At 59.6% G+C, this 20,982-nt stretch carries 23 protein-coding genes; 10 read left to right on the top strand and 13 right to left on the bottom strand.

Annotated elements, in window-relative coordinates:
• Positions 1–21 precede the first annotated feature (21 nt).
• Together CFA77_RS05965 and CFA77_RS05960 are read right to left on the bottom strand one after the other, a co-directional pair.
• Positions 22–723 (bottom strand): DUF805 domain-containing protein, encoded by a 702-nt coding sequence (locus CFA77_RS05965; protein WP_206992666.1) that lies wholly within the window; start codon positions 721–723, stop codon positions 22–24.
• Positions 724–784: 61 nt separating this feature from the next.
• Positions 785–1,849: an enoyl-CoA hydratase/isomerase family protein gene (locus CFA77_RS05960; protein WP_206992665.1), complete on the bottom strand. Its 1,065-nt coding sequence runs from the start codon at positions 1,847–1,849 to the stop codon at positions 785–787.
• A 183-nt stretch (positions 1,850–2,032) separates the two neighbouring features.
• Between CFA77_RS05960 and CFA77_RS05955 the strand changes: the two genes are divergently transcribed.
• Positions 2,033–2,293: a hypothetical protein gene (locus CFA77_RS05955; protein ID WP_206992664.1), complete on the top strand. Its 261-nt coding sequence runs from the start codon at positions 2,033–2,035 to the stop codon at positions 2,291–2,293.
• A gap of 59 nt (positions 2,294–2,352) precedes the next feature.
• On the opposite strand, the gene CFA77_RS05950 is transcribed toward CFA77_RS05955, so the two are convergent.
• The 3 genes from CFA77_RS05950 to CFA77_RS05940 form a co-directional block, all read right to left on the bottom strand.
• Positions 2,353–4,857 carry a zinc-dependent metalloprotease gene (locus CFA77_RS05950; RefSeq protein WP_206992663.1) on the bottom strand — a complete coding sequence of 835 codons (2,505 nt, stop codon included), beginning with the start codon at positions 4,855–4,857 and terminating at the stop codon, positions 2,353–2,355.
• Positions 4,858–4,965: 108 nt separating this feature from the next.
• Positions 4,966–5,439 (bottom strand): hypothetical protein, encoded by a 474-nt coding sequence (locus CFA77_RS05945; RefSeq protein ID WP_206992662.1) that lies wholly within the window; start codon positions 5,437–5,439, stop codon positions 4,966–4,968.
• 147 nt (positions 5,440–5,586) lie between these two features.
• Positions 5,587–6,726 carry an acyl-CoA dehydrogenase family protein gene (locus CFA77_RS05940; protein WP_034813961.1) on the bottom strand — a complete coding sequence of 380 codons (1,140 nt, stop codon included), beginning with the start codon at positions 6,724–6,726 and terminating at the stop codon, positions 5,587–5,589.
• Positions 6,727–6,792: 66 nt separating this feature from the next.
• Here CFA77_RS05940 and CFA77_RS05935 point away from each other — a divergent pair, with 66 nt between their 5' ends.
• Together CFA77_RS05935 and hemB are read left to right on the top strand one after the other, a co-directional pair.
• Positions 6,793–7,329, top strand: coding sequence for a GNAT family N-acetyltransferase (locus tag CFA77_RS05935; protein WP_206992661.1), 537 nt, complete (start codon positions 6,793–6,795; stop codon positions 7,327–7,329).
• Between the two features lie 30 nt (positions 7,330–7,359).
• Positions 7,360–8,355, top strand: a complete 996-nt coding sequence (hemB, locus tag CFA77_RS05930) for a porphobilinogen synthase (protein ID WP_206992660.1) — start codon at positions 7,360–7,362, stop codon at positions 8,353–8,355.
• 83 nt (positions 8,356–8,438) lie between these two features.
• Here hemB and CFA77_RS05925 read toward each other — a convergent pair whose 3' ends face one another.
• Positions 8,439–9,329: a LysR family transcriptional regulator gene (locus CFA77_RS05925; RefSeq protein WP_206992659.1), complete on the bottom strand. Its 891-nt coding sequence runs from the start codon at positions 9,327–9,329 to the stop codon at positions 8,439–8,441.
• Between the two features lie 95 nt (positions 9,330–9,424).
• Between CFA77_RS05925 and CFA77_RS05920 the strand changes: the two genes are divergently transcribed.
• Positions 9,425–9,781 (top strand): cupin domain-containing protein, encoded by a 357-nt coding sequence (locus tag CFA77_RS05920; RefSeq protein WP_206992658.1) that lies wholly within the window; start codon positions 9,425–9,427, stop codon positions 9,779–9,781.
• Positions 9,782–9,846: 65 nt separating this feature from the next.
• On the opposite strand, the gene CFA77_RS05915 is transcribed toward CFA77_RS05920, so the two are convergent.
• The gene (locus tag CFA77_RS05915; protein WP_206992657.1) at positions 9,847–10,452 is read right to left on the bottom strand and encodes a TetR/AcrR family transcriptional regulator; all 606 of its coding nucleotides are present in this window, start codon (positions 10,450–10,452) and stop codon (positions 9,847–9,849) included.
• Positions 10,453–10,520: 68 nt separating this feature from the next.
• Here CFA77_RS05915 and CFA77_RS05910 point away from each other — a divergent pair, with 68 nt between their 5' ends.
• Positions 10,521–11,378 carry a metal-dependent hydrolase gene (locus CFA77_RS05910; RefSeq protein ID WP_206992656.1) on the top strand — a complete coding sequence of 286 codons (858 nt, stop codon included), beginning with the start codon at positions 10,521–10,523 and terminating at the stop codon, positions 11,376–11,378.
• Here the strand turns inward: CFA77_RS05910 and CFA77_RS05905 are convergent.
• Entirely contained in the window at positions 11,327–11,965 is a 639-nt protein-coding gene (locus tag CFA77_RS05905; protein ID WP_206992655.1) for a TetR/AcrR family transcriptional regulator, read from the bottom strand. The genes CFA77_RS05910 and CFA77_RS05905 overlap by 52 nt on opposite strands.
• 157 nt (positions 11,966–12,122) lie before the next feature.
• Here CFA77_RS05905 and CFA77_RS05900 point away from each other — a divergent pair, with 157 nt between their 5' ends.
• The 3 genes from CFA77_RS05900 (at position 12,123) to CFA77_RS05890 (ending at position 13,750) form a co-directional block, all read left to right on the top strand.
• Positions 12,123–12,677, top strand: coding sequence for a carboxymuconolactone decarboxylase family protein (locus tag CFA77_RS05900; RefSeq protein WP_206992654.1), 555 nt, complete (start codon positions 12,123–12,125; stop codon positions 12,675–12,677).
• 104 nt (positions 12,678–12,781) lie between these two features.
• Positions 12,782–13,267, top strand: coding sequence for a flavodoxin family protein (locus CFA77_RS05895; protein WP_206992653.1), 486 nt, complete (start codon positions 12,782–12,784; stop codon positions 13,265–13,267).
• 120 nt (positions 13,268–13,387) lie between these two features.
• Positions 13,388–13,750 (top strand): hypothetical protein, encoded by a 363-nt coding sequence (locus CFA77_RS05890; RefSeq protein ID WP_206992652.1) that lies wholly within the window; start codon positions 13,388–13,390, stop codon positions 13,748–13,750.
• A gap of 138 nt (positions 13,751–13,888) precedes the next feature.
• Here CFA77_RS05890 and CFA77_RS05885 read toward each other — a convergent pair whose 3' ends face one another.
• The 5 genes from CFA77_RS05885 to CFA77_RS05865 form a co-directional block, all read right to left on the bottom strand.
• Positions 13,889–14,326 carry a peptidylprolyl isomerase gene (locus CFA77_RS05885; protein WP_034813971.1) on the bottom strand — a complete coding sequence of 146 codons (438 nt, stop codon included), beginning with the start codon at positions 14,324–14,326 and terminating at the stop codon, positions 13,889–13,891.
• 152 nt (positions 14,327–14,478) lie between these two features.
• Positions 14,479–15,855, bottom strand: a complete 1,377-nt coding sequence (locus tag CFA77_RS05880) for an NAD-dependent succinate-semialdehyde dehydrogenase (RefSeq protein ID WP_206992651.1) — start codon at positions 15,853–15,855, stop codon at positions 14,479–14,481.
• Between the two features lie 87 nt (positions 15,856–15,942).
• Positions 15,943–16,377, bottom strand: a complete 435-nt coding sequence (locus tag CFA77_RS05875; protein ID WP_206992650.1) for a DUF1801 domain-containing protein — start codon at positions 16,375–16,377, stop codon at positions 15,943–15,945.
• Between the two features lie 24 nt (positions 16,378–16,401).
• On the bottom strand, positions 16,402–17,403 hold the full coding sequence (locus tag CFA77_RS05870; RefSeq protein ID WP_206992649.1) for a TIGR00341 family protein: 1,002 nt from the start codon (positions 17,401–17,403) through the stop codon (positions 16,402–16,404).
• Positions 17,404–17,409: 6 nt separating this feature from the next.
• Complete coding sequence (locus CFA77_RS05865; RefSeq protein ID WP_206992648.1) at positions 17,410–18,270, bottom strand: NAD(P)-dependent oxidoreductase; 861 nt, start codon at positions 18,268–18,270, stop codon at positions 17,410–17,412.
• 132 nt (positions 18,271–18,402) lie between these two features.
• Here CFA77_RS05865 and CFA77_RS05860 point away from each other — a divergent pair, with 132 nt between their 5' ends.
• Both CFA77_RS05860 and CFA77_RS05855 read left to right on the top strand, forming a co-directional pair.
• The gene (locus tag CFA77_RS05860; RefSeq protein WP_206992647.1) at positions 18,403–19,092 is read left to right on the top strand and encodes a flagellar motor protein MotB; all 690 of its coding nucleotides are present in this window, start codon (positions 18,403–18,405) and stop codon (positions 19,090–19,092) included.
• A 45-nt stretch (positions 19,093–19,137) separates the two neighbouring features.
• Positions 19,138–20,982 (top strand): SLC13 family permease, encoded by a 1,845-nt coding sequence (locus tag CFA77_RS05855; protein WP_034813979.1) that lies wholly within the window; start codon positions 19,138–19,140, stop codon positions 20,980–20,982.

The raw sequence follows: 20,982 nt of genomic DNA, 5'->3' as shown, positions 1-20,982 counted from the left end.
GGATATCATGAAAGTATTCGCTCAAGCGAACGTGTCGACCGTGCCGCGAATGCCGTATTTCGGACTAGGCCCATGCACGTTCGGCTCTGCACGACTGTCGATCAGCATGAATACGAAAACGATCAGGCCGCCGACATAGGGAATCAAGTTCAGCAGGTACATCCAGCCGGACAGATCCTGATCATGGAAGCGCCGTACGGTGACAGCTATACCCGGAATGATGGTATAAAGTATCCAAAGCGCGGTGAAGAGAGGGAGAAAGTATCCCTCGGAGTCGTCGACGCCAAATATTGATAGGGTAAGGATCGTGTCGACAACAAACGCCAAGATGAGCGCAAGTATCGAAAACAATATGTATCCCCAATACTCTTGGCGGCGTGCGCGGCCATTGAACTTGAAATAGCTGGATGACAGACATCTGAGAAAGTACGTCCAGATACCGTCACTCTTGACTGCCATGGGCTGCGCATAGGGTGCAGCCCCCGCATACCCCTGACTAACGGGCTGCGGCGGAACTGGCTGCGTAGAGGGTTGTCCGGTAGCCTGGAGCAAATAGATATCGCGCGCCTCGTCACCCATACCGACGAAATCGACAACATGTCCCTGGACGAGCCGATTGTTGTCCCGCACCTGTGCCTGAGAGAAATTGTAGCGCACACCATCGTCTCCGAGGATGAGGCCTAGCCCCTCCACAGAGTCAGCCTTCAATACTTGTCCGCGCATACATGCTCCTGAATCGCCCCAACTTTGAGTGTGGCCACTATTTCAAGGCCTTGGCTCGCGCTCAATCCCCAAAGGTCAACTCATCGTCGCCCAATGGTTCGAAATATCTCGCCACGTCCGCATCGCTGACCTCTTCCAGCGTGGCCGGCTTCCATTTCGGAGCATTGTCCTTGTCGATAATGACCGTGCGAACGCCTTCAAGGAAGTCATGACTTTGCACTTTGCGCCAGCCAATGCGGTACTCCATCCGCATGTTCTCTTCAAAGTTATCAAGTTTGGCGCCATCTCGAACCTGACGAAGAGCAACCTTCACAGTCTCTGGGGACTTCGTTCGAATGGTCGCCGCCTGCTCGGATGCCCACTCATTGTCAGCCGCGTCCAACGCAGCAACAATCTCCTCGGCGGTGTCCTTTGCAAAGCAATCATCAATCAAATCGCTATGCGCCGCAAAGCTGCCCGCTGGCACAGGATGGGTCATGCCGCGCAGGATCTCGTTCAGCATTTCGGCGGCACCGACGGAGAAATCCGCGCCTTCGATCTGCTTTTTCAGGTTCGGCACCAATTCCGATGGCAGGAAATGCGTCGCCACCCGGGCCGCAACGACATCTGCGCCCTTCAAACGCGCCCCCGTCAGTGCCAACCATGTACCAAGATAGCCCGACAGGCGCGGCAGGAACCAGCCACCCCCCACGTCCGGGAACAGGCCGATCCCGGTCTCCGGCATGGCGAACAGCGTGCGCTCGGTCGCAACCCGGTGAGAGCCATGCACAGACAGGCCGACCCCTCCGCCCATGGTCACACCATCCATGATCGCCAGCACCGGCTTGGGAAAGGTCTTCAGCGCGGCATTCATCCGATATTCGACATTGAAGAAAGCGCGCGCCTCGCTCGCATCCCCCGCGCCGCTATCGGCCAGCATGCGAATGTCACCGCCAGCGCAGAACCCGCGCGTTTCTTCTTCATGGTCGATCATGACCAAATGAACGGTCGGGTCTGCCGCCCAGCGTTCCAAGGCGGCCAAGATAGTGTCGCACATAGGTGCATTCAGCGCATGCAACGCCTTTGGCCGCGTCAGCGTAACTCGTCCCACACCGCGATGGGTCTCCACCGATACGTCATTCGACATGCTTTATCCCTTTGTCTCAGGCGCTTTACGCCGATCATTATCTGTTTCGCCTACCCCTACATTCGACGCCTCGCGGATCAAGCCCGACTCGTGCGTCAGGACGTTAACAGTCCGCAAATCCCGATTGGAAATTCCTGGCAATAGCAAACCGCAATGTTTACTCGTTGAGACTATTCTTCGCCTATGAGACAGACCGACCTTCCCGGCGCAGAGCTGCGTGGACGCCGCACTCCGGTGATCGCCAAAGGTATTCTGAAACTGGGTTTCTTGCGCTCGGTGCCGTGCGATATTCGCAACATTTCATCCGGCGGAGTCCGCTTTGCGACCCGCAAGGAAATCAATCTGCCGGAAACCTTCTCGATCCGTCTGCCCAACAGTAAACAACCGCGCCTGTGTCAGCGGCGTTGGCAACTCGGTCGCGAGACCGGTGTCGAGTTTATCTGATCCATTCCCTTTGTAGCGGCAGGGTGAGGAGGCAGGAACTTCTCAAATGAACCCTCCGCCTAGCGTGGTAACAGCGCCGTATCGCAATGCCAGCAAGCTTCGGCGCTGCCTGCGCCAATGGGGCTGCCGGGCGGGATATCGACTTCAGGTGTGGACGGCATGACGGGTAGAGATGGCCTGTCGAGATGGGCGGTAATACGACGGGAGAGCTCGTCCCGCACTGCCACATCCGCTGGATCAGCTCGCCGCGAACGGGACACAATCCGGCGCGCCAGAGCGCTGAGATATGCATTGGTCTGGATCACCGTTTCAGGCGTCGCATTTGTGTTTGCGGCAAGGTCTATCAGTACGGAAACGTACCGCACTTGCTCGCGCCGCAGGATACTCGCCTGACGTGGCGTGTCAGCATCTTTGAACAGCGCCTCCTCCACTTCGCGCAAGACATCACCATAGCTCAGCGCGTTCGCGTCGCGGCGTTCAGTTTCGATCAGGCGTGCAACGCGCTGCGGATGCAGCAAGGCGCCCAAGGTTTGTGAGGCCGATGTGTCAGCGGCTGTCAGAAGATCAAACATCGCCCCGGTTTCGCCTGGGAAATATTCCGCCCCCGCGCCCGCCCCACGGAACGACACCAGCGGCGGCGTCAACAGGTCGAGCGTCCGGTCTGGCAGATCAAGCACGGCCGGATCCAGCGTTGCCACCAGCGCACTGAGCGCGCCGCGTTGCTGATCTGCTGGCACAGGCGCTCCGCCAATATTGGCCTGCCCCGTTTCGGCATAGTGGAAATCATAACCGCCGATCATCTTCGCCGCTGCGTTCACCTGATAACGATGATAAAGATAGACCGGCACGATCACCGCCCGCAGGCGCGAGGTGGGCTCGCCTGGCTGCAGCGCGCCGAGGCCGAACCGTTCAAGCGCTACTTTCCGTACCCGCATCACCTCCGTCAGGGAGGCGACAGGGTCTGTGCCATTGTCCCAGACGCTCGCATAGGGATGCGCGGTACCCACGCCACGCCCCTGCGGATCATCGATGTATCGCAGTCCGCTTCCCCAGGCCGATTCCAACAGTTCGTCTCCTGCAGCATTCTCGTCCGTGCCATCAGGAAATTGCCGGTAGAGCCACATTGCAGACACTATGTCCCACTCACCGATTCCGACATCATAGGCAGCTGAGAAATCCAGCTCCCCATTCTGGCCAACCCAAACAAGCGGTGCCGGATAATCCATCACCGACGCGCGCTCATTCGAGGACGCCGCAAAATTGTGGGCGAAGCCAAGCGTGTGGCCAACTTCATGCGCAGCCAATTGGCGAATACGGGACAGAGCGATCTGGACAGGATCATCCGCCGCGCCAGTGCCGGTCTTTGATGCGCCCGCCAGTCCTTCAAAAATCATCCTGTCCTGGCGCACACGCTGACTACCCAGAATAACGTTGGCTTTCAGCATTTCACCCGTACGCGTATCGGTCAGTCCACCACCATAGGACCAGCCGCGGGTCTGGCGGTGCACCCACTGGATCACATTATAGCGGACATCAAGTGGATGGGCGCCTTCGGGCAGGACTTGCACGCGATAGGAGTCCGGAAAACCAGCTGCCTCGAACGCTTCGGCCCACCAGGATGCCCCTTCAATCAGGGCGGCACGGATTTCCTCTGGCGCACCGGAATCGACATAGAAGACAATCGGCTCTTTTGCGGGGCTGCTCGCGGCAGTGGGGTCCTGCTTTTCCAGCCGAAAGCGGCGTGCGAAGGACTGCCCAACCTGTCCGCTCAGGGGCGCGGAAAAATCATAGTAGCCGACGTCAATCGCACCGCTGCGTGGATCGAACATGCGGGGCGTGTAGCCGTCATCCGGCAAGCGCACGAGCGATGTGTGCTGCACCAGCGTCACAGAGCGCGCATCAGCCGCCGTGGCCCAGACTTCCGCTTTCGGTTCGTCACTGCTCAGCGTCAGAAAGGCATCAAACTCGACATTGTCCGGAAAGGCCAGCGCCGCCGAAACGTCCGGCATGGACAAGTCCTTCGAGATCTGGAACGCGCCGCCCTTGGGATGCTGTTTCAGCCGCGCGCGCACATCCATCGTGTCGCGCGTCAGATAGGACGACAGGTCCACCAACAATTCGCCCTCCGGTCCGGTGCCGAGAATTTCACCCGACCAGACAAAGCTGCGCGCAAAGGAATCCCGCACGGCTTTGCGCTCCAGCGGATTGTCGGCGCTGGCGCGATAGGTCCAGTTCTCGATCTCCGCGATGACCTTGTCGCCTACCTTGCGGAAGGCCACGATCTCACCGGCATTGGCGCGGCCCCGGTCCAGCCCGATCGGATTGGACCCGAGTCCCGCCGTCAGCCCTGTCGCCTGGATCGCGCGCAGGGCAACGCCCTCCGCGTCCAGCGCAGGCAGCGCGACCAGAACGCGCCCGCCATCCGCATCCAGGTAGAGGTCAACAAATCCCTCCTTGTGAACAAGCGATCCGGTTTCCTCGGCCCAATTCCCAGACTGCGCCCACGCTAATGGAAGGACGAGCGTCGCCACCATCGCCAAAACCAGACTCTTCAATCCCCGCACAAGCGCACCTCTTCCGATCAGCTGAACCACAGCCGCACGGTGCCGCATATCGGATTGAGGTTCAATCGCTTTCCGGGCTGACAGCCCGTCAGGGCTCAGTGTGCCACCTTACCCGTCACAAGTCTGGGTATCGCGCATGATGCCGACCTTGGTGACCTTGCCGCTCTTGTTGTCGACGCCGAAATAGATGTCGCTATAGTCGTACAGCGTCTCATCGCCCTTGGTGACCACGCATTTCGGCTTGCCATAGGCTCCACGCGCCAGGATCTGCTCCGCGCCGGTCCCCACACCTATATCCGTGCGATACCGCGGGTCACGCGCGATGATCCAATAGACATTTTCATCCGCTGCGATGATGAGTCCATCATAGGTGTAAGTCGTTGCCCGCGTGCCTTCGATCGGCGTTGTGTGGCGCGGCGTACCCATCACGGCGAACAGTTCGATCAGGCTCATACCCAACTCGACCTCGCCGACGCGCTCACCCCGGACGATTTGATTGTCATTCAGATTGGGCGGCGCACTGGCGCACGCGCCCAGCACAGCGAATCCGGCCACAATCGACAGCTTACGGACCATACGCATCGCCAGCCCTCCTTCTCTTGCACTCTACCAGAATGAAAGAACAGCGCAGCCACCGCCGCTTGTCCAGATACGGACGGCATGAAAACCTTCCCCGCACCCGCGAAACGCTATAAATATCGGTAATGTTTGAGAAATTGCCCGAAAGGCCTAATCCTTGAGCATGTCCCGCGAGATGATGACGCGCATGATCTCGTTCGTACCCTCCAGAATCTGGTGCACGCGCAAATCGCGCACGATCCGTTCAACACCATAATCGGCGAGGTAGCCGTATCCGCCGTGTATCTGCAGGGCGTCGTTCGCAACCTTGAACGCCGTATCCGTGACAAAGCGCTTGGCCATCGCGCACCAACGCGTCGCGTCCGGCGACTTGCCGTCCAGTCGTCCGGCCGCCTCGTACAGCATGACCCGCGCTGCCTGCAGCTCGGTTTCCATATCCGCCAGCTTGAACGCCGTGTTCTGGAAGGTCGCAATCGCCTTGCCGAACTGTTCGCGCTCTTTCGCGTAGGCCACCGCCTTGTCGAGCGCGAGTTGCGCACCGCCGAGGGCACACGCCGCAATATTCAGCCGCCCGCCATCCAGCCCTGCCATCGCAAATCGGAAGCCGTGACCTTCCTCGCCAATTCGGTTTGCCGCTGGCACGCGAACGCCGTCCAGCATCACCTGCCGCGTGGGCTGGCTCTTCCAGCCCATCTTGCGCTCATTCGCCCCAAAGCTCAGCCCCGGCGTGTCCTTCTCGATAATGAAGGCCGACACGCCCTTGGCGCCGTCGTCGGAAGTGCGCGCCATCAAGACGTAAACGTCAGACGTGCCCGCGCCGGAGATGAATTGTTTCGTGCCGGAGATGACATAATCATCGCCATCCTTCACTGCGCGCGTCTTCAGGCTGGCAGCATCCGATCCCGCACCGGGTTCGGTCAGGCAATATGATGCGATCAACTCCATACGCGTCAGCCGCGGCACCCACGCCTGGCGCTGCGCGTCCGATCCGAACGTGTCGATCATCCAACTGGCCATATTGTGAATGGAAATGAATGCCGCCGTAGAGACATCACCATAGGACAACTGCTCGAATATCATGGCCGCATCGGTGCGCGTCAGGGCGCTGCCACCGACTTCTTCAGACACATAAATCCCCGCAAAGCCAAGCTCGGCCGCCTGCTTGATAACATCGACCGGGAAGTGGCTGTCTCGGTCCCATGCTTCCGAATGCGGCAGCAATTGCGCCTCGGCAAATTTGCGGGCCATGTCCCGGATCATCAATTGTTCGTCGGAAAACAAAGCACTCATTGTTAATTCCCCGTTTTTTGGCGTAAGAGGTTTCCACGGGAATTGAATGGGCAGCGCGCAATGTCAATGCAACACGCCAGCACACGCTATGGAATCGATGATGCGGACGCGTCCGAAGTCGGCGTGTTGGCCGAAGTGGACCGCGCCGCCAGCGCCCTGTTTGCTCCAACCGGCCTATTGTCCGCAGAAGCCCTGAAAGACCATGTACCCATCGACATCCTTGCCAGCGCTGCAGAGAATGGCGACCTGTTCACCGCGCGGCTGGACACCGGCGCGCCGGTAGGATTCGCGCTGGTCTCCCTGCGCGGCGGCATGCTCTATCTTGACCAGATCAGCGTCCATCCGGATCAGGGCCAGCGCGGCATTGGCGCGGCTCTGCTGACCCGTGTGATCGACGAAGCGAAGCGTCGCAAGCTGCGCCGCATTGCGCTGTCCACTTTCCGCGACCTGCCCTGGAACGCGCCGTTCTACGCCAAGCATGGCTTCCGCGAGATCAGACGCAGCGACATGGCCGAGTGGATGCTGGAACTGGAACGCATCCAGGCCGAAGAACTCGACGTTTCCAAACGCTGTTTCATGGTGCGTAAAATTGGCTGGTTGTAGCCATCCGGATTTTGGACCAATGAGGCTCACATGACCCAATTCCCCCAAGCCTTCCCCGCCACCCGCATGCGCCGCTTGCGCCAGGCCCCATGGATCCGTTCGCTCGCTGGCGAAAACGTGCTGACGCCCGCTGATTTGATCTGGGCCGTCTTCGTCCATGATGGCGAAGATCGCATGCCCGTCGGCTCCTTGCCCGGCATTGATCGGCTGAGCGTCAAGGACGCCGCCAAGGCCGCCATTCGCGCGCGAGAGCTTGACATTCCGGCCATCGCGCTGTTTCCCTATATTGGCGCAGACGGCAAGGACGAGACCGGCTCCGGCGCGCTGGACCCGGACGGGCTCGTGCCGCGCGCCCTGAAGGCGATGAAGGATGCTGCGCCCGAAGTCGGCCTGATCACGGATGTGGCGCTCGACGCCTATACCAGCCACGGGCATGACGGCCTGCTGGACGAAGACGGCACCATCCCGAATGATGCGACTACGGATAAACTGGTCCAGCAGGCGCTGGTCCATGTCGGCGCGGGCGCCGATATCGTCGCCCCGTCGGACATGATGGATGGCCGCATCGGCGCGATTCGTTCGGCATTCGAGGAAGAAGGCTTCACCAACCAGATGATCCTCGCCTATGCCGCCAAATATGCCAGCGGATTCTACGGCCCCTATCGCGACGCCATCGGCTCGGCCGCCGCGCTGAAGGGCGACAAGAAAACCTATCAGCAAGACCCGGCCAATTCCGATGAAGCCCTGCGCGAGGTCGCGCTCGATCTTGCCGAAGGCGCCGACATGGTCATGGTCAAGCCCGGCCTTCCGTATCTGGACATTGTGCAACGCGTCAGCTCCACCTTCGGTGTGCCGACCATCTCCTACCAGGTCTCCGGCGAATACGCCCAGATAAAGGCCGCCGCCCAGAATGGCTGGATCGACGGAGATCGCGTCATGATGGAGTCGCTCATGTGCTTCAAACGCGCGGGCGCGAGCGGCGTGATCACCTATTTTGCTGAAGAGGCGGCGGTAAAGCTCGGATGATCAAGCCCGTACCTACCGCTGTCCGGCAGCACCTGCTCAGAGCAGTCACGGTACGCAACGAATTTTCAATGCAAGTTTCCGCGTCAGATTTCTTCACGCAGGAACTGCATGAAGGCCTCCACTTTGTGAGGTACATAGCGCCTTGACGGATGAACCATCCAGGCTACCGTTCCGAATTGATTTGCGGCGCACTCGAAATCGGGAAACAGGTCTACCAGATCACCAGCTTCCAGCTCCGGCTTGCAGAGCCAATCTGGTAGCAATGTTGGCCCCAACCCGGCCAGAGCGCACTGGGTCATCGTCAGACCATGCGAGACGAGTAGCCGTCCATTGACCGGAACTTCAAAAGCTTCGCCTGCGGCGTCACGAAACAGCCAGTGCGTGCGATATCCGGGGAGCGGAAACAGGACACACTCACGCTCTGACAAATCTCTTGGGTGAAGCAGCCCGCCATTGCGCTGGATATAAGACGGGCTCGCACAGATTTGAAATTTTCGCGGAACCAGTTTGGTGGCGCACATCTCGCCGTCCGGTTCGGGACCGAACCGAATCCCGAGATCGATCTGATCGGCGACGAGATCGACTTGTGAATCAGTCAGTACCAGTTCGAGTGACAGCGCCGGATAACGGTCCATGAACTTCTTGAGAAGTGGCGCGATTACGCGCTGCCCCAGCGACGTACAGGCCGTGATCCGCAGCAGGCCCTGTGGCTCTGTCGCCAGATCCTGCGCTTTCTGCCGCGCGTGATCGAGATCTTCAATAAGGTTTCTTATTTGCTCAAAATAGCTCTGACCAGCTTCCGTCGGTGCCAGCTTTCGCCGACTTCGCTGAAATAGTCGAAATCCCAACTCTTCTTCCAGTCCGGCAATCGCGCGGGACACTGATGATGGGTCGACATCTCGGTAGCGGGCCGCATTGGCGAAACTGCCAAGCTTCATCACATCGACAAAGGTTTGAAGCGCCGTGATCTGCATGATGCAATTCCTGCATGAATATGATGCAACTGGCTAGGTTTATCTCGATAACTGCACGATCCATACTTTGCGCCTCAATGCTAGGAGCGCTTCGTATGTCAGTGAAATTTCACCATCAGTTCTTTTCGTCGCTTTCCGAGGTCATGGAAGACGTGCAACGAAATGGAACCTGGCCCACAACCTTCGTGTCTCCACCATCGGCTGGGTTGGACCCACATTGGCATTCCGAAGAAGTGCACGCCTACATCATGGAGGGGGAAACAGACTTCCTGGACGCGGGGACAGGTGTCCGCACAACCGTCGTGGCAGGCGACAAAGTCATCGTACCGGCCCGAACCCTGCACGCAGAAGGCGCGGTGAAAGATAAGGTCGTTTACATACTGGCCCTACCCGAAGCGCTGGATTCGGAGAGCTTCCTGAAAATGCGAGAACCGAACGACCTGCAATCGTAGTCCACCTTGTTGTCTGCCCGCCCGCGCTCGTCCTTCGACTTCGCTCAGCATGAGTGCTCACCTCTTTACCCCGCCAGCTTTTCGAAATATCCCATCAGCATTTGCAGTGTCAGCTCCCGTGCGCGTTCGGGGGGCTTGTCGATCAGTGTGCCGAGGGACGGGCCGAACAGGCCGGTGCCGAGAGCGAGGGTCACGCTCATCAGGATCATGTCCTCGGCAAGCTCTGAGGGGATGCCGCCCTGCGAGATCTTTTTCTGCGCCACTTCCTGAACCGCCTCGCGCACCACGGTCAGGCGGCTGGTCTCATCCGTCAGTTCCAGCCAGGCAGCCAGCCGCGCCGCGCCGCGCGACTCCAGCGCATCAAACAAGGTCTTCAGGCCTATGGCGCGCGCCTCTGCCGGGGCATCGGCGGGGATTTCGATTGCCATGATCGCGTCCACGAGATCGGCAATCATCCGCTCCATGAGGGCCTGCTGAACGGCGTCGATGGATCCGAAATGATGCAGCACGGTGGCATTCGCCACGCCCGCCGCCTTTGCCACATCGGCCAGGCGCAGCGTCTGCGGCCCCTGTTCGACCAGCAGCGTCTCCGCCGCAGCAAGGATATTGGCGCGCGATTCCTCCGGCGTTCGACGGATTCTGGGCGAGGGTTCTTTTTTCTTTATTGACATTTTTGTCAGTAGTGTTACCTGCTGCGACAAGACGATTGCCAGTTCTGTACCAGAAAGCAGTAAACACAATGACGCGCAAACGCACCCCCGAAGACATCACCATCCAGCCGCGCGACCTGCGCTTTGACATGTCCGCCGCCGATGATGGCCGCCCCTGGCTGGACGGCAACCCCGTCGCCACCGCCGTTTACAATGCCATGTCGCTGACCTTCCCGGACGGCGAACGCATGTTCATGGATGCGGTGAAAGCCTATCGCGGCGAGGTTTCGGGCAAGCTGGCCGAGGATGTGAAAGATTTCATCACGCAGGAAGCCATCCATTCGCGCGAGCATCACCTGCTGAACAACAAGATCGACCGCGAAAAATATCCCGTTGCAGAGATTGAGGCGGAGATCCTGGAGCGGGTCAATTTCGGCCGCGCCGGCGGACCGATGCGTATGCTGATGGCCACGATCTGCCTCGAGCACTTCACCTCCATGATGGCCGATCTGATGTTCGATGCCGAGATCGATGGTGTGGCGATGTTCAGCAAGACAGACCCGGCGCTGGAGCGCCTCTGGCGCTGGCATGCGATGGAAGAGACTGAGCACAAGGCCGTTGCCTACGATGTCTTTCTGGAGGTCACCAAGGGCTGGTCACCGCTGAAACGCTATTTCCGGCGCAGCCTGTCCATGCTGCTGATCACGAAACACTTCACTGCCAATATCGCCAATTTCTCCGCCAAGCTGCTGGAAGCCGACGGCTATACACGCGAAGAGGCCGACCGCGCCGTGAAGCAATTCCTCTGGAAGAAACCGGCCCTGTTCGGACGCGGCTGGAAGGTCTGGCTGTCCTGGTTCAAGCCCGGCTTCCATCCCTGGGACCACGACAATCGTCACGCCATGGATGACTGGAAAGAGGCGCTCACGCCCGTCCCGGCAGAATGATCCGCCAGCCGATCGAACGGCTCTACCAAATCCTCGACAAACCCGGCCAATTCTTCGCCGGACAGACCTCGTTGTAACTCGACCTGCAATGATGTCAGTGCCGCCTGGTATCGTCGCGCCAGACGCGCGGTGTCTGCCGTGTCCGGAAACTCGCCGGCAGCCTGCGCATCGGAGAACCCCGCTTCGAACTCGCTCTTCATCCGGTCCAGATAGTCTCGCGCAGGATCGGCAATCTCGAAATCCGTCGTTGTCGCCTCCAGCAATGTCTTGAGTAGCAGGCAGGCATGCACCCGCACGCTGGATCCATCCTCTGCATAGGCGCACAGAAAGCTGGTCAGGCCATGCAGAGGCGAAGCTGCCTCTGCCATGTGCGCGCGAAACCCGGCTTGCATCTTCTCGAAATATCGCTCCATCGCCGCAAGGAACAGGGCCTGCTTGCTCTTGAACGCGGCATAGATGCTACCCGGCCGCATGTTCAGGGCGTTTTCGAGATCCTTGAGCGAGGTCGCATGATAGCCCTTCGCCCAGAACAGGCGAATGGCGGCTTCCAGCGCGGCATCACGATCATAGGCAGGCATACGTGTCATGTTCTCAAGATAGGGCCGCAAACCGGTCTTGTCTCGCCTTTCCGCTCACATTTGAGTGATCGCTCAAAAAAGATCTTGGTTTCACAGCGCGGCCTCCCAGATGAGGTGGGCCCCGACGAACGGGCACACAATCATCCAATGCAAGGAGCCCCCCCAGATGACCGAATTTACCCGCCACACCGAAGACACCGCCCCCGCAGAAAGCCGCGAGATCCTCGCTGGCGCCAAGAAAAGCATGGGCATCGTCCCGAACCTCTACGCCGTCATGGCCGAGGCACCGGGCCTGCTGAAAGCCTACAAGGAACTGGGTGATTTGTTCCAGGCATCCAGCTTCGACAAGGATGAGCTGACCGTTGTCTGGCAGGCCATCAATGTCGAGCATAACTGCCACTATTGTGTCCCGGCCCACACCGCCATCGCGGGCAGCATGGGTGTCAGCCAAGACATTACTGATGCCCTGCGCAACGAAACGCCCCTGCCAAGCGACAAGCTCGAAGCGCTCCGCACCTTCACGCTCAGCGTCGTGCGCAATCGCGGCAATGTCGATGACGCCGCCGTGCAGGCTTTCCTTGATGCGGGCTACACCCAGCGCCAGATCCTCGAAGTCGTGCTGGGCGTCTCCCAGAAGACCATCTCGAACTACACCAATCATCTGGCGCAGACGCCGGTGGATGCGCCATTCGCAAAATTTGAATGGCACAAGGCCGGTTAACCCGCCGCCTTGACCTGGCCGGTGCGGTCCCCCTCCCGCACCGGCCCCTTTGTTCCTGGCCTCATGCCCCTTGCCCCACAGCGCAACGCTTGGAATGTAGGGGCATGACCAAGCTTCTCATCATCTATCATTCCCGCACCGGCGGCACGCGCCAGATGGCCGAGGCCGCCGCAGGCGCTGCACGCGACGAAACCGACACATTGCTGAAGCGGGCGGAAGACACCGGCCCAGAAGACCTGCTGACCGCTGAGGGTTATCTCTTCGCAGCGCCGGAAAACCTCGCGGCCTTGTCGGGCGAAATGAAGGAATTCTTCGACCGCTGCTACTATCCCGTCCTCGGCGAGATCGAAGGCCGGCCCTATGGCCTGATGATCTGCGCCGGTTCGGATGGCGAGAACGCAGCGCGTCAGGCGGCCCGCATTGCCACCGGATGGCGGCTGAAACAGGTCCAACCACCCCTGATCATCTGCACGCACGCCCAGACGGAAGCGGAAATCCTCGCGGAAAAGACGATGCCCGAAGAAGACCTCGCCAAATGCCGCGAGCTTGGGGCTGCCCTCGGCGCAGGGATCGAGATGGGGGTTTTCTGACTGCCGCTGTGCCCGTCCAAGGCTCCTGCTATCCCCCAAACCAGCCGCACAAACCCTTGAAATTGCTGGCGATCAAAAAACTTTATCCCACCCCTCCGTGCTCGGCCTATAATGCACGTCATGACAGACCCGCGTCACGCCCGCTATTATGCCTTTGTCTGGCCACTCTTCTGGCCCTGGCTCTGGCTGAATCTGCGCCGGCTTGAAGCCTGGCAGGAGGAGACCGGGCGCACTGTGCTGCTGCGCATTGACCGCTTCGGCAACATCTACATAACGGCGATGGCGGATGCGCCCAACCCACAGCGCTATCAATACACCGCGCCGGTGATGCCGGCATGGGAGCGCCCGTTACGCTGGAGCGATCTGCCCGAAAATCTCGTCACGGGCCTGGTCCCGCTCGCAAAATGCTGTGTGGCAGCGGTGACACAGGCGAAAGCCGTCACCATCTCAGGAACCTCACCTGTTGCTCCCGACACATCCTGATACGGATGACCTGACCAAATTCAAATCGACCCAACCGGAAGGCCACCGCCTCGCCTGCCATTCCTGCTGCCTGAAACGAAAAACGGCGGACACCCACTCTGGGTACCCGCCGCTTTGAATTCGAGAACTCGGAAGAAATTAGGCAGCTTCGCCGATCTTTACCAGTTCGATGTTGAAGGTCAGGTCTTCGCCGGCCAATGGATGGTTGGCGTCCAGCGTTACAGATTCCTCTTCAACGGCAGCCACTGTCACAGGGATCACTTGCCCATCCTGGGTCTGCATCTGAAGGCGTGAGCCAACTTCCAGCGGAATCTCCGCCGGAATATCTGCGCGAGGCACATCCTGGCGCATGGCCGGGTTCATCTGACCATAGGCGTCATCACACGCAACATTAACGGTCTTCTTGTCGCCAACGGTCATGCCCGGAATGGCAGAGTCGAGGCCAGGTATGATTTGGCCGGATCCGACTTCGAATGTCAGCGGCTCGCGCCCTTCTGAACTGTCGAATGTGGTGCCGTCATTGAGGGTGCCGGTGTAATGGATGTGTACGGTATCGCCCGTTTTCACTTGCGTCATGGTCTCGCTCCAATCGTGGTGGGTGGAATTTCAGAGGCCGCGTCGCGCGCACGGGTGCTCCGTTGAACTGAGGCCATACCTAGGGCTTCTGAGACATATGTAAACCCGCCAAGCAGCAAATGGCCCGGCGGCGTGCCGGGCCAGTACATTGATCAGTATACGAAAACTGCTTTGACGTTGACGAATTCCTTCATGCCAAAGCCGCCATGTTCCCGGCCAAATCCGGAATCCTTCACGCCCCCAAACGGCATGTTTGGAGCGGCAATGCCAAACCCGTTGATCCTCACCATGCCGGTGTCGAAATGATTACAGGCCAGCTCAATCGCGCGGTCTTCATTGCGCGAGAAAATGCCGCCGCCAAGGCCATACCGGCTGTCATTGGCAATCCGCATCGCATCGTCATCATCCTTGGCGCGGATCACCGAAGCCACGGGACCGAACAATTCGTCGTCATAGGCGGGCTGGCCCGGCGCCACATCAGTCAACACGGTCGAGGGATAATAGGCGCCCTGCATGTCAGGGATTTCACCGCCACAGCGAATGGTCGCGCCTTTTTCAACACTGTCCTTGACCTGGCCATGCAGCGTTTCACGCAGGTCAGCGCGGGCCATTGGCCCCAGATCACTGTCTTCGGCAAACGGGTCGCCGAGCTTGATGTCCGCCATTGCCTTCACGAATTTCTCGGTGAACTCATCATAGACTTCCTCAGTCACAATGAAGCGCTTGGCGTTCACGCAAGTTTCGCCATTGTTGAACAGGCGCCCTTTCACGCATGTCTCGACGGCGAGGTCCACATCGGCATCTTCCAGCACCAGATAAGCGTCGTTCGAGCCAAGCTCCAGCACAGTCTTCTTCAGTGCCTTGCCGGCTTTCTCACCCACCACGCGGCCGGCGCCGTCGCTGCCGGTCAGGGTCACACCGCGTACAAGGTTATTCTCGATCACGGCATCGGACTGGTCGTGCGAGATCAACAGAACGGTGAAGAGATGTTTCGGCAGGCCTGCGGCTTCATAAATATCGCGCAGCATCAATCCACTGCCCGTGCAGGTCTCGGCATGTTTCAGCAGAACGCCATTGCCCGCCATGAGGTTGGAGATGGAATAGCGGATCGCCTGATAGAGTGGGAAGTTCCAAGGCTGGATGCCATAGACGATGCCAATCGGGGAATAGGTCACGATGCCTTTGCGACCCGACATGATATCGCGTTCTTCACTGGCCAGTTCTTTCGGGCCCTGCTCAGCAGTATAGTCGCAAATCCCGGCGCACAGTTTCACTTCTTCCTGCCCATCGCGATAGAGCTTTCCCATCTCCTTGGTCATAAGCTCGGCATAGTCATCGACATGCTTGCGCAACTCATCGCCGATGGCCTTGATGACTTTCGCGCGGTCTTCGAGACTGCGCTGGCGCCAGTCTTGGTAGGCAGCTTGGCACTGCTCGATAGCGAGCGCCATCTCGTCATCACTCATGCGGGCATAGGTCTTCAGCGTCTCGCCGGTGGCCGGGTTGATCGTCTTGAGAAGGTCGGTCATGCAGGGGGATCTCCAATCTTGCTTTCACAAGTTAAACGACCCGCCCCGCTGGCAGTTCCGATCACATTCCCGTTAGATACAGCCAGATTATTCCGGCCACGTATCGTAATTCTCTTTCATGTAAGAGAATCCATCCTCGACGATCTCGCGCAGGACGTCCATGTCGATGTCGGCGAGCTTGTTGATGTAAAGACAGCTCTTGCCGACCTTGTGCTTGCCCAGCCGGGCGAGCTTGTCGCTCATGTCGCGATATCCCGGCATGATATACAGGACGAGATTGGCTTTGCGCGGCGAGAATCCGGTGATCAGCATGTCGCCTTCGCGACCGCTGTCATACTTGTAATGATAGCGGCCATACCCCACCAGGCTCGGTCCCCACATCCGGGGTGTATAGCCCGTGACTTCCTCGAACCAGCCCAGCAATTTTTCGCCATCAGCGCGGCGCGTGGGATGCTCGACCGCCGCGACGAATTCCGCTGGCGAAACTGGGGTCGGCTTGGTCTTGTTGTCCGATTTGGCCATGTGCCCCTCCCTGACCGGACGAGCCTAGCCGACCGACACCTCAGCGCCAAGGTCCAGCCAAAGGATCAATGCGGTGGCAGCGGCCAGCAGCAGGATCGAAAGTCCCGCATTGATCCACACGGCCCGGTCGGCATTCTTCTGGTCTATCCAGGCACGCGGCCGGATCTTCCGCAGCCGGAACACGATCAAGGCCGCCAGAACCAGGGCCACCACATTCAGAGACAGGAGCAAGCCTGCCCGCAATGCCAATGTCCAGTGACCTGCTCCCACAAAAAGACCCAGTGCCGCACCCGGCGGCAGCAAGGCAGCGGCGACCATCACGCCGACCAAAGCCGAGGCCTGCCCGCGCGTCAGGGACAGGGCCGCCGCACCACCAGCCGCCATGGCAAGAGCCAGCCCGTCCAGACGCACTTCAGCGCGTGACATCAGCTCCCGGCTTTGCAGGTCAATCTGGAGTACAAACGACAATAGCCATGCACAGACAAGCGCGATCGCGATTCCGGACCCCAGCGTGATCGAGGCCCGCTTCAGCAGTTTGAAATCGCCCAGCGCAGCGCCCATCGAAAAGCCAAGTACCGGCCCCAACAGAGGCGCGATCACCATGGCGCCGATCACAGCGGCGATGCCGTCAGAGTTCAGGCCAATCGCCGCCACAATGGTCGACAGCACGACCATGATGATGAAATCCCGGTCCAGCCGCGCGCCCGTGGAGACATCGGAATAGATCTCTTCCCGCGTCGCCTGAACCCGTTTGTCGGCCTTCTGGTCCGTCGCCTCTTCAATGTTTGGCGCAGTCGCCTCCACCGGAAGCACGGTGATCCGGAAATCATCGCACGTATCCAGCGCGGTCTGGATATTGTCGATCAGTGACTGGCCACTGCCTTCCCGCATGAAGACAGAGATCAGCTTGCGATCCTTGCGCTCAGTATCCTGAACATAATAATCGATCGGGTCGGCCGCTTTCACCGCCCGGATTACGGTATCGTAGCGTTCGTCATTCGGCAGGTGAACTTCCAACAGGCGCATGATTATCTACCCGCGCTTCAAGCGTGCGATCAGGCTGGACGTGTCCCAGCGCTGGCCACCCATGGCCTGAACATCTGCGTAATACTGGTCGACCGTCGCCGTCAGCGGCAGGCTCGCTCCGTTCTCCCTCGCGGCTTCCAAAGTGATACGCAAATCCTTGCGCATCCAATCGACCGCGAAGCCGTGTTCGAAGTGGCCTTCGACCATCGTTTTCCAGCGGTTCTCCATTTGCCAGCTCTGGGCGGCCCCGCCGCTGATCGCTGCGATCACTTTCTCCGCGTCGAGCCCGGCCTTCTCGGCAAAGTGCAGGCCCTCCGACAAGCCCTGAACGATGCCCGCAATACATATCTGGTTGACCGACTTGGCCAGCTGGCCCGCGCCACTCTCACCGATCAGCGTCATATTCTTGCCGTAGGCCGCCATCACCGGTTCGGCAGAATTGAATGCCTTCTCTTCGCCGCCACACATGATGGTCAGCTTGCCATTGACCGCGCCGGCCTCGCCGCCACTGATTGGCGCATCCACAAAGCGCGTGCCTTTCACACGGCAGCGCTCATCCAGTTCGCGCGCAAGATCCGCTGACGCCGTTGTATGGTCTACCACGATCATGCCCGCGCCGAGGCTGGGCTCCAACTGGTCGAAGACGGCACGAACATCCGGATCATCGCCCAGGCACAGGAAAACATATTCAGCGCCGAAAGCTGCGGCCGCCGGGTCCTTTGCGACCTCGCCCTTGTGCTGGGCGGTCCAATCCAGGCTCTTGGTCTCTGTCCGGTTCCAGACAGTCACTTGATGGCCCTTGGCCGCCAGATGCCCCGCCATATGGAAGCCCATCACCCCCAAGCCAAGAAACGCCGTTTTCGCCATGCCAGATCTCCGTGTGTCCTGCGGACCCAATTAGATTGAATTTCAGGGAAATCACACCCTTTGTTCTCAACGCCCATAAACCAAGCCCTGCTACAAACCGGGTTCCTGTCAGAATGAAGGAACACGAAGCGCATGGCGATTGCCACCACTCATACGCAACGCTTTCCGGGCAGAAGGCCCGCTGCGCCCCGTCGCAAGATGGGGACATGGAAGATGGCTTATGCCGACTTCCTGACCGCGCTGATGGCCTTTTTCCTTATGCTCTGGCTGATCAGTGGCGTCTCCCCGGATTCGCGGAGCATGTTCGCCGACTACTTCACAGGCAAAGACACGGCCGCCGCAAACGGTCCGCTGGTGGAAATTCGCCAGTCCGAGACGTTTCGCCTTTACGAGACGCTGCGAACAGACGAGTCGCTCGCTGCCGCCGGAAACAATCTGCAACTGATTCAGGCACCAGACGGCATTCGTCTCAACCTGGTTGATACCGATGCCCGCCCCTTGTTTGCCAGCGAAAGCGGCGCCCTGACCGAAGCTGGCGAAGCGCTGACCCTTCAGCTTGGCCAGGCCATTTCTGGCCTTGCAGGGCCAATCACCATTGAGGGCCACACGGACGCATTTCCCTCGCTGGACGCGAATCGCACCAATTGGGACATCTCTTCGGAGCGCGCGAATGCTGCGCGGCGCATCCTCGCCTCGGCAGGCGTTTCCACTGATCGTGTACGCGCCGTAACAGGTTTGGCCGACACCAGACCTCTCAATCCGGGTGAACCGCACTTGTCAGCCAATCGCCGGATAAGCATATTGCTACATTCTGACGGCTAGTCGTTCTGGCGACGTGTCGGGGCGTGCTGATGAACCGGAGCCGTAATGCTATCTGAATTCGTCCAAACTTGGCCGATGTGGGCGAGCCTCGCCATCGTCTGCGCCGCGATCACGTTCTACATGCTCGACCGGTGGTCGATGGAGTTCGTGTCGGTTTGCGTGATGGCAGCCCTGCTGCTGGTTTTCATCATTCCCGGTGCACGCGGGGTCGACGGCGAAGCCATCAGCGCAGCAGACCTGTTGTCAGGCTTTGGCAACCCGGCCCTCATCACCATCATGGCATTGCTCGTGGTCGGCCAGGGACTGTTCCAGACCGGAGCGCTGGAAGGGCCGACCAAGGCCTTGCTCGCGGGATATGACAAGCGGCCCGTCTCAACTCTGATTCTGGCCTTCCTTGCGGTCTTCGTGACCAGCGCATTCGTCAACAACACGCCCATCGTCATCATGTTCCTGCCCGTGATGACCGCCATCGCCATGCGTATGAACGCGCCGCAGTCGCGCCTGATGATGCCGCTTAGCTTTGCGTCGATCTTCGCCGGCATGACCACGCTGATCGGTACATCGACAAACCTGCTGGCGGCCGAATCCTATGACCGGATCACCGGCCAGCAACTCGGTTTCTTCGACCAGACCCCTATGGGCCTGATTCTTGCGGCCGCCGGCCTGCTTTACATCCTGATCTTTTCCAAATTCCTTTTGCCGAACCGGCGCGGTCTTTCCGATGACATCGTCCAGCCCTCCGGCAAACAATTCGTCGCTCAGATCGAAGTGACACATGGCCATTTCCTGCTTGGCAAGAAGCCAGTCGCAGGCATGTTCGCTGACCTGCCCGACATGACCGTCCGCATGATCCAGCGTGGTGAACGGGCGATCCTGCCACCCTATGAGGATATCAGCCTGCAAGTTGGAGATCTGGTCATCATTGCCGCGACACGCGCCGCGCTCCAGAACGTGCTGGCGCGCCAACCGGATTTCCTGCAGCAGGTCTGGCAGGCGTCAGGCGCTGACCTTGAGGATTTCTCGCGCCCCGGCTCGCTGGCCCTCACCGAGGCCGTCATCGCCCCCGGCTCGCGCATGGTGGGCCGGACGGTCGAAATGCTCGGCTTTCGCCGCCTGACCCGCGCCGTGACGCTTGGTATCCAGCGCCGCAGCCGAATGATTCGGACGAAGCTTGGCGAAATCCGGCTGGAATCCGGTGATACGCTGCTTTTGTGTGGCCCGGTCGAAGCGTTTCGTGAGCTGCGCTCAAGCCGCGATCTGATCCTTCTGGAATGGTCCCAAACCGAAATCCCGCTCACAACCAAAGCGCTGGCAGCGCGGGTGATTGCCATCTCCATGGTGATCCTCGCGGCGACGGGCTTTGTGTCGATCCTGCACGCATCCGTTCTGGCCGCCGTCGCCATGCTGATCGCGGGCTGCCTGAACACACGCCAAGCCAGCCGGGCACTCGATCTGCGCATTTTTCTCGTGATTGGTGCGGCGCTGGCCATGGGCATGGCCCTGGAAAAGACCGGCGCGGCTGACCTGATCGCCCATTCGGTCGTCAATCTGGCTTCGCCCTATGGCACGCTGGCCGTCCTGTCGGCGATCTTTCTCGCGGTCGCCTTGCTGACCAATCTCCTGTCCAATGCGGCGACAGCCATCCTGTTTTCCCCAATCGCCTTGTCAGCCGCCGCGGAGTTGAAGGTCGAAGACCCGTTACCCTTCCTGCTGGCCGTTATTTATGGCGCCAATTGCTGCTTCGCGACGCCGATTGCGTACCAGACCAACATGCTGGTCATGGGTCCCGGGCACTACAAGTTCGGGGACTTCATGAAGTTTGGCGGGCCGTTGGTGATCATACTTTGGGTCGTCTTTACCATATTCGCCCCTTGGCGGTTCGATTTGTAA

It is taken from the genome of Hyphomonas sp. KY3 (assembly GCF_017309975.1).
Lineage (GTDB): Bacteria > Pseudomonadota > Alphaproteobacteria > Caulobacterales > Hyphomonadaceae > Hyphomonas.
This window is presented reverse-complemented; position numbering and strand designations above follow the sequence as displayed.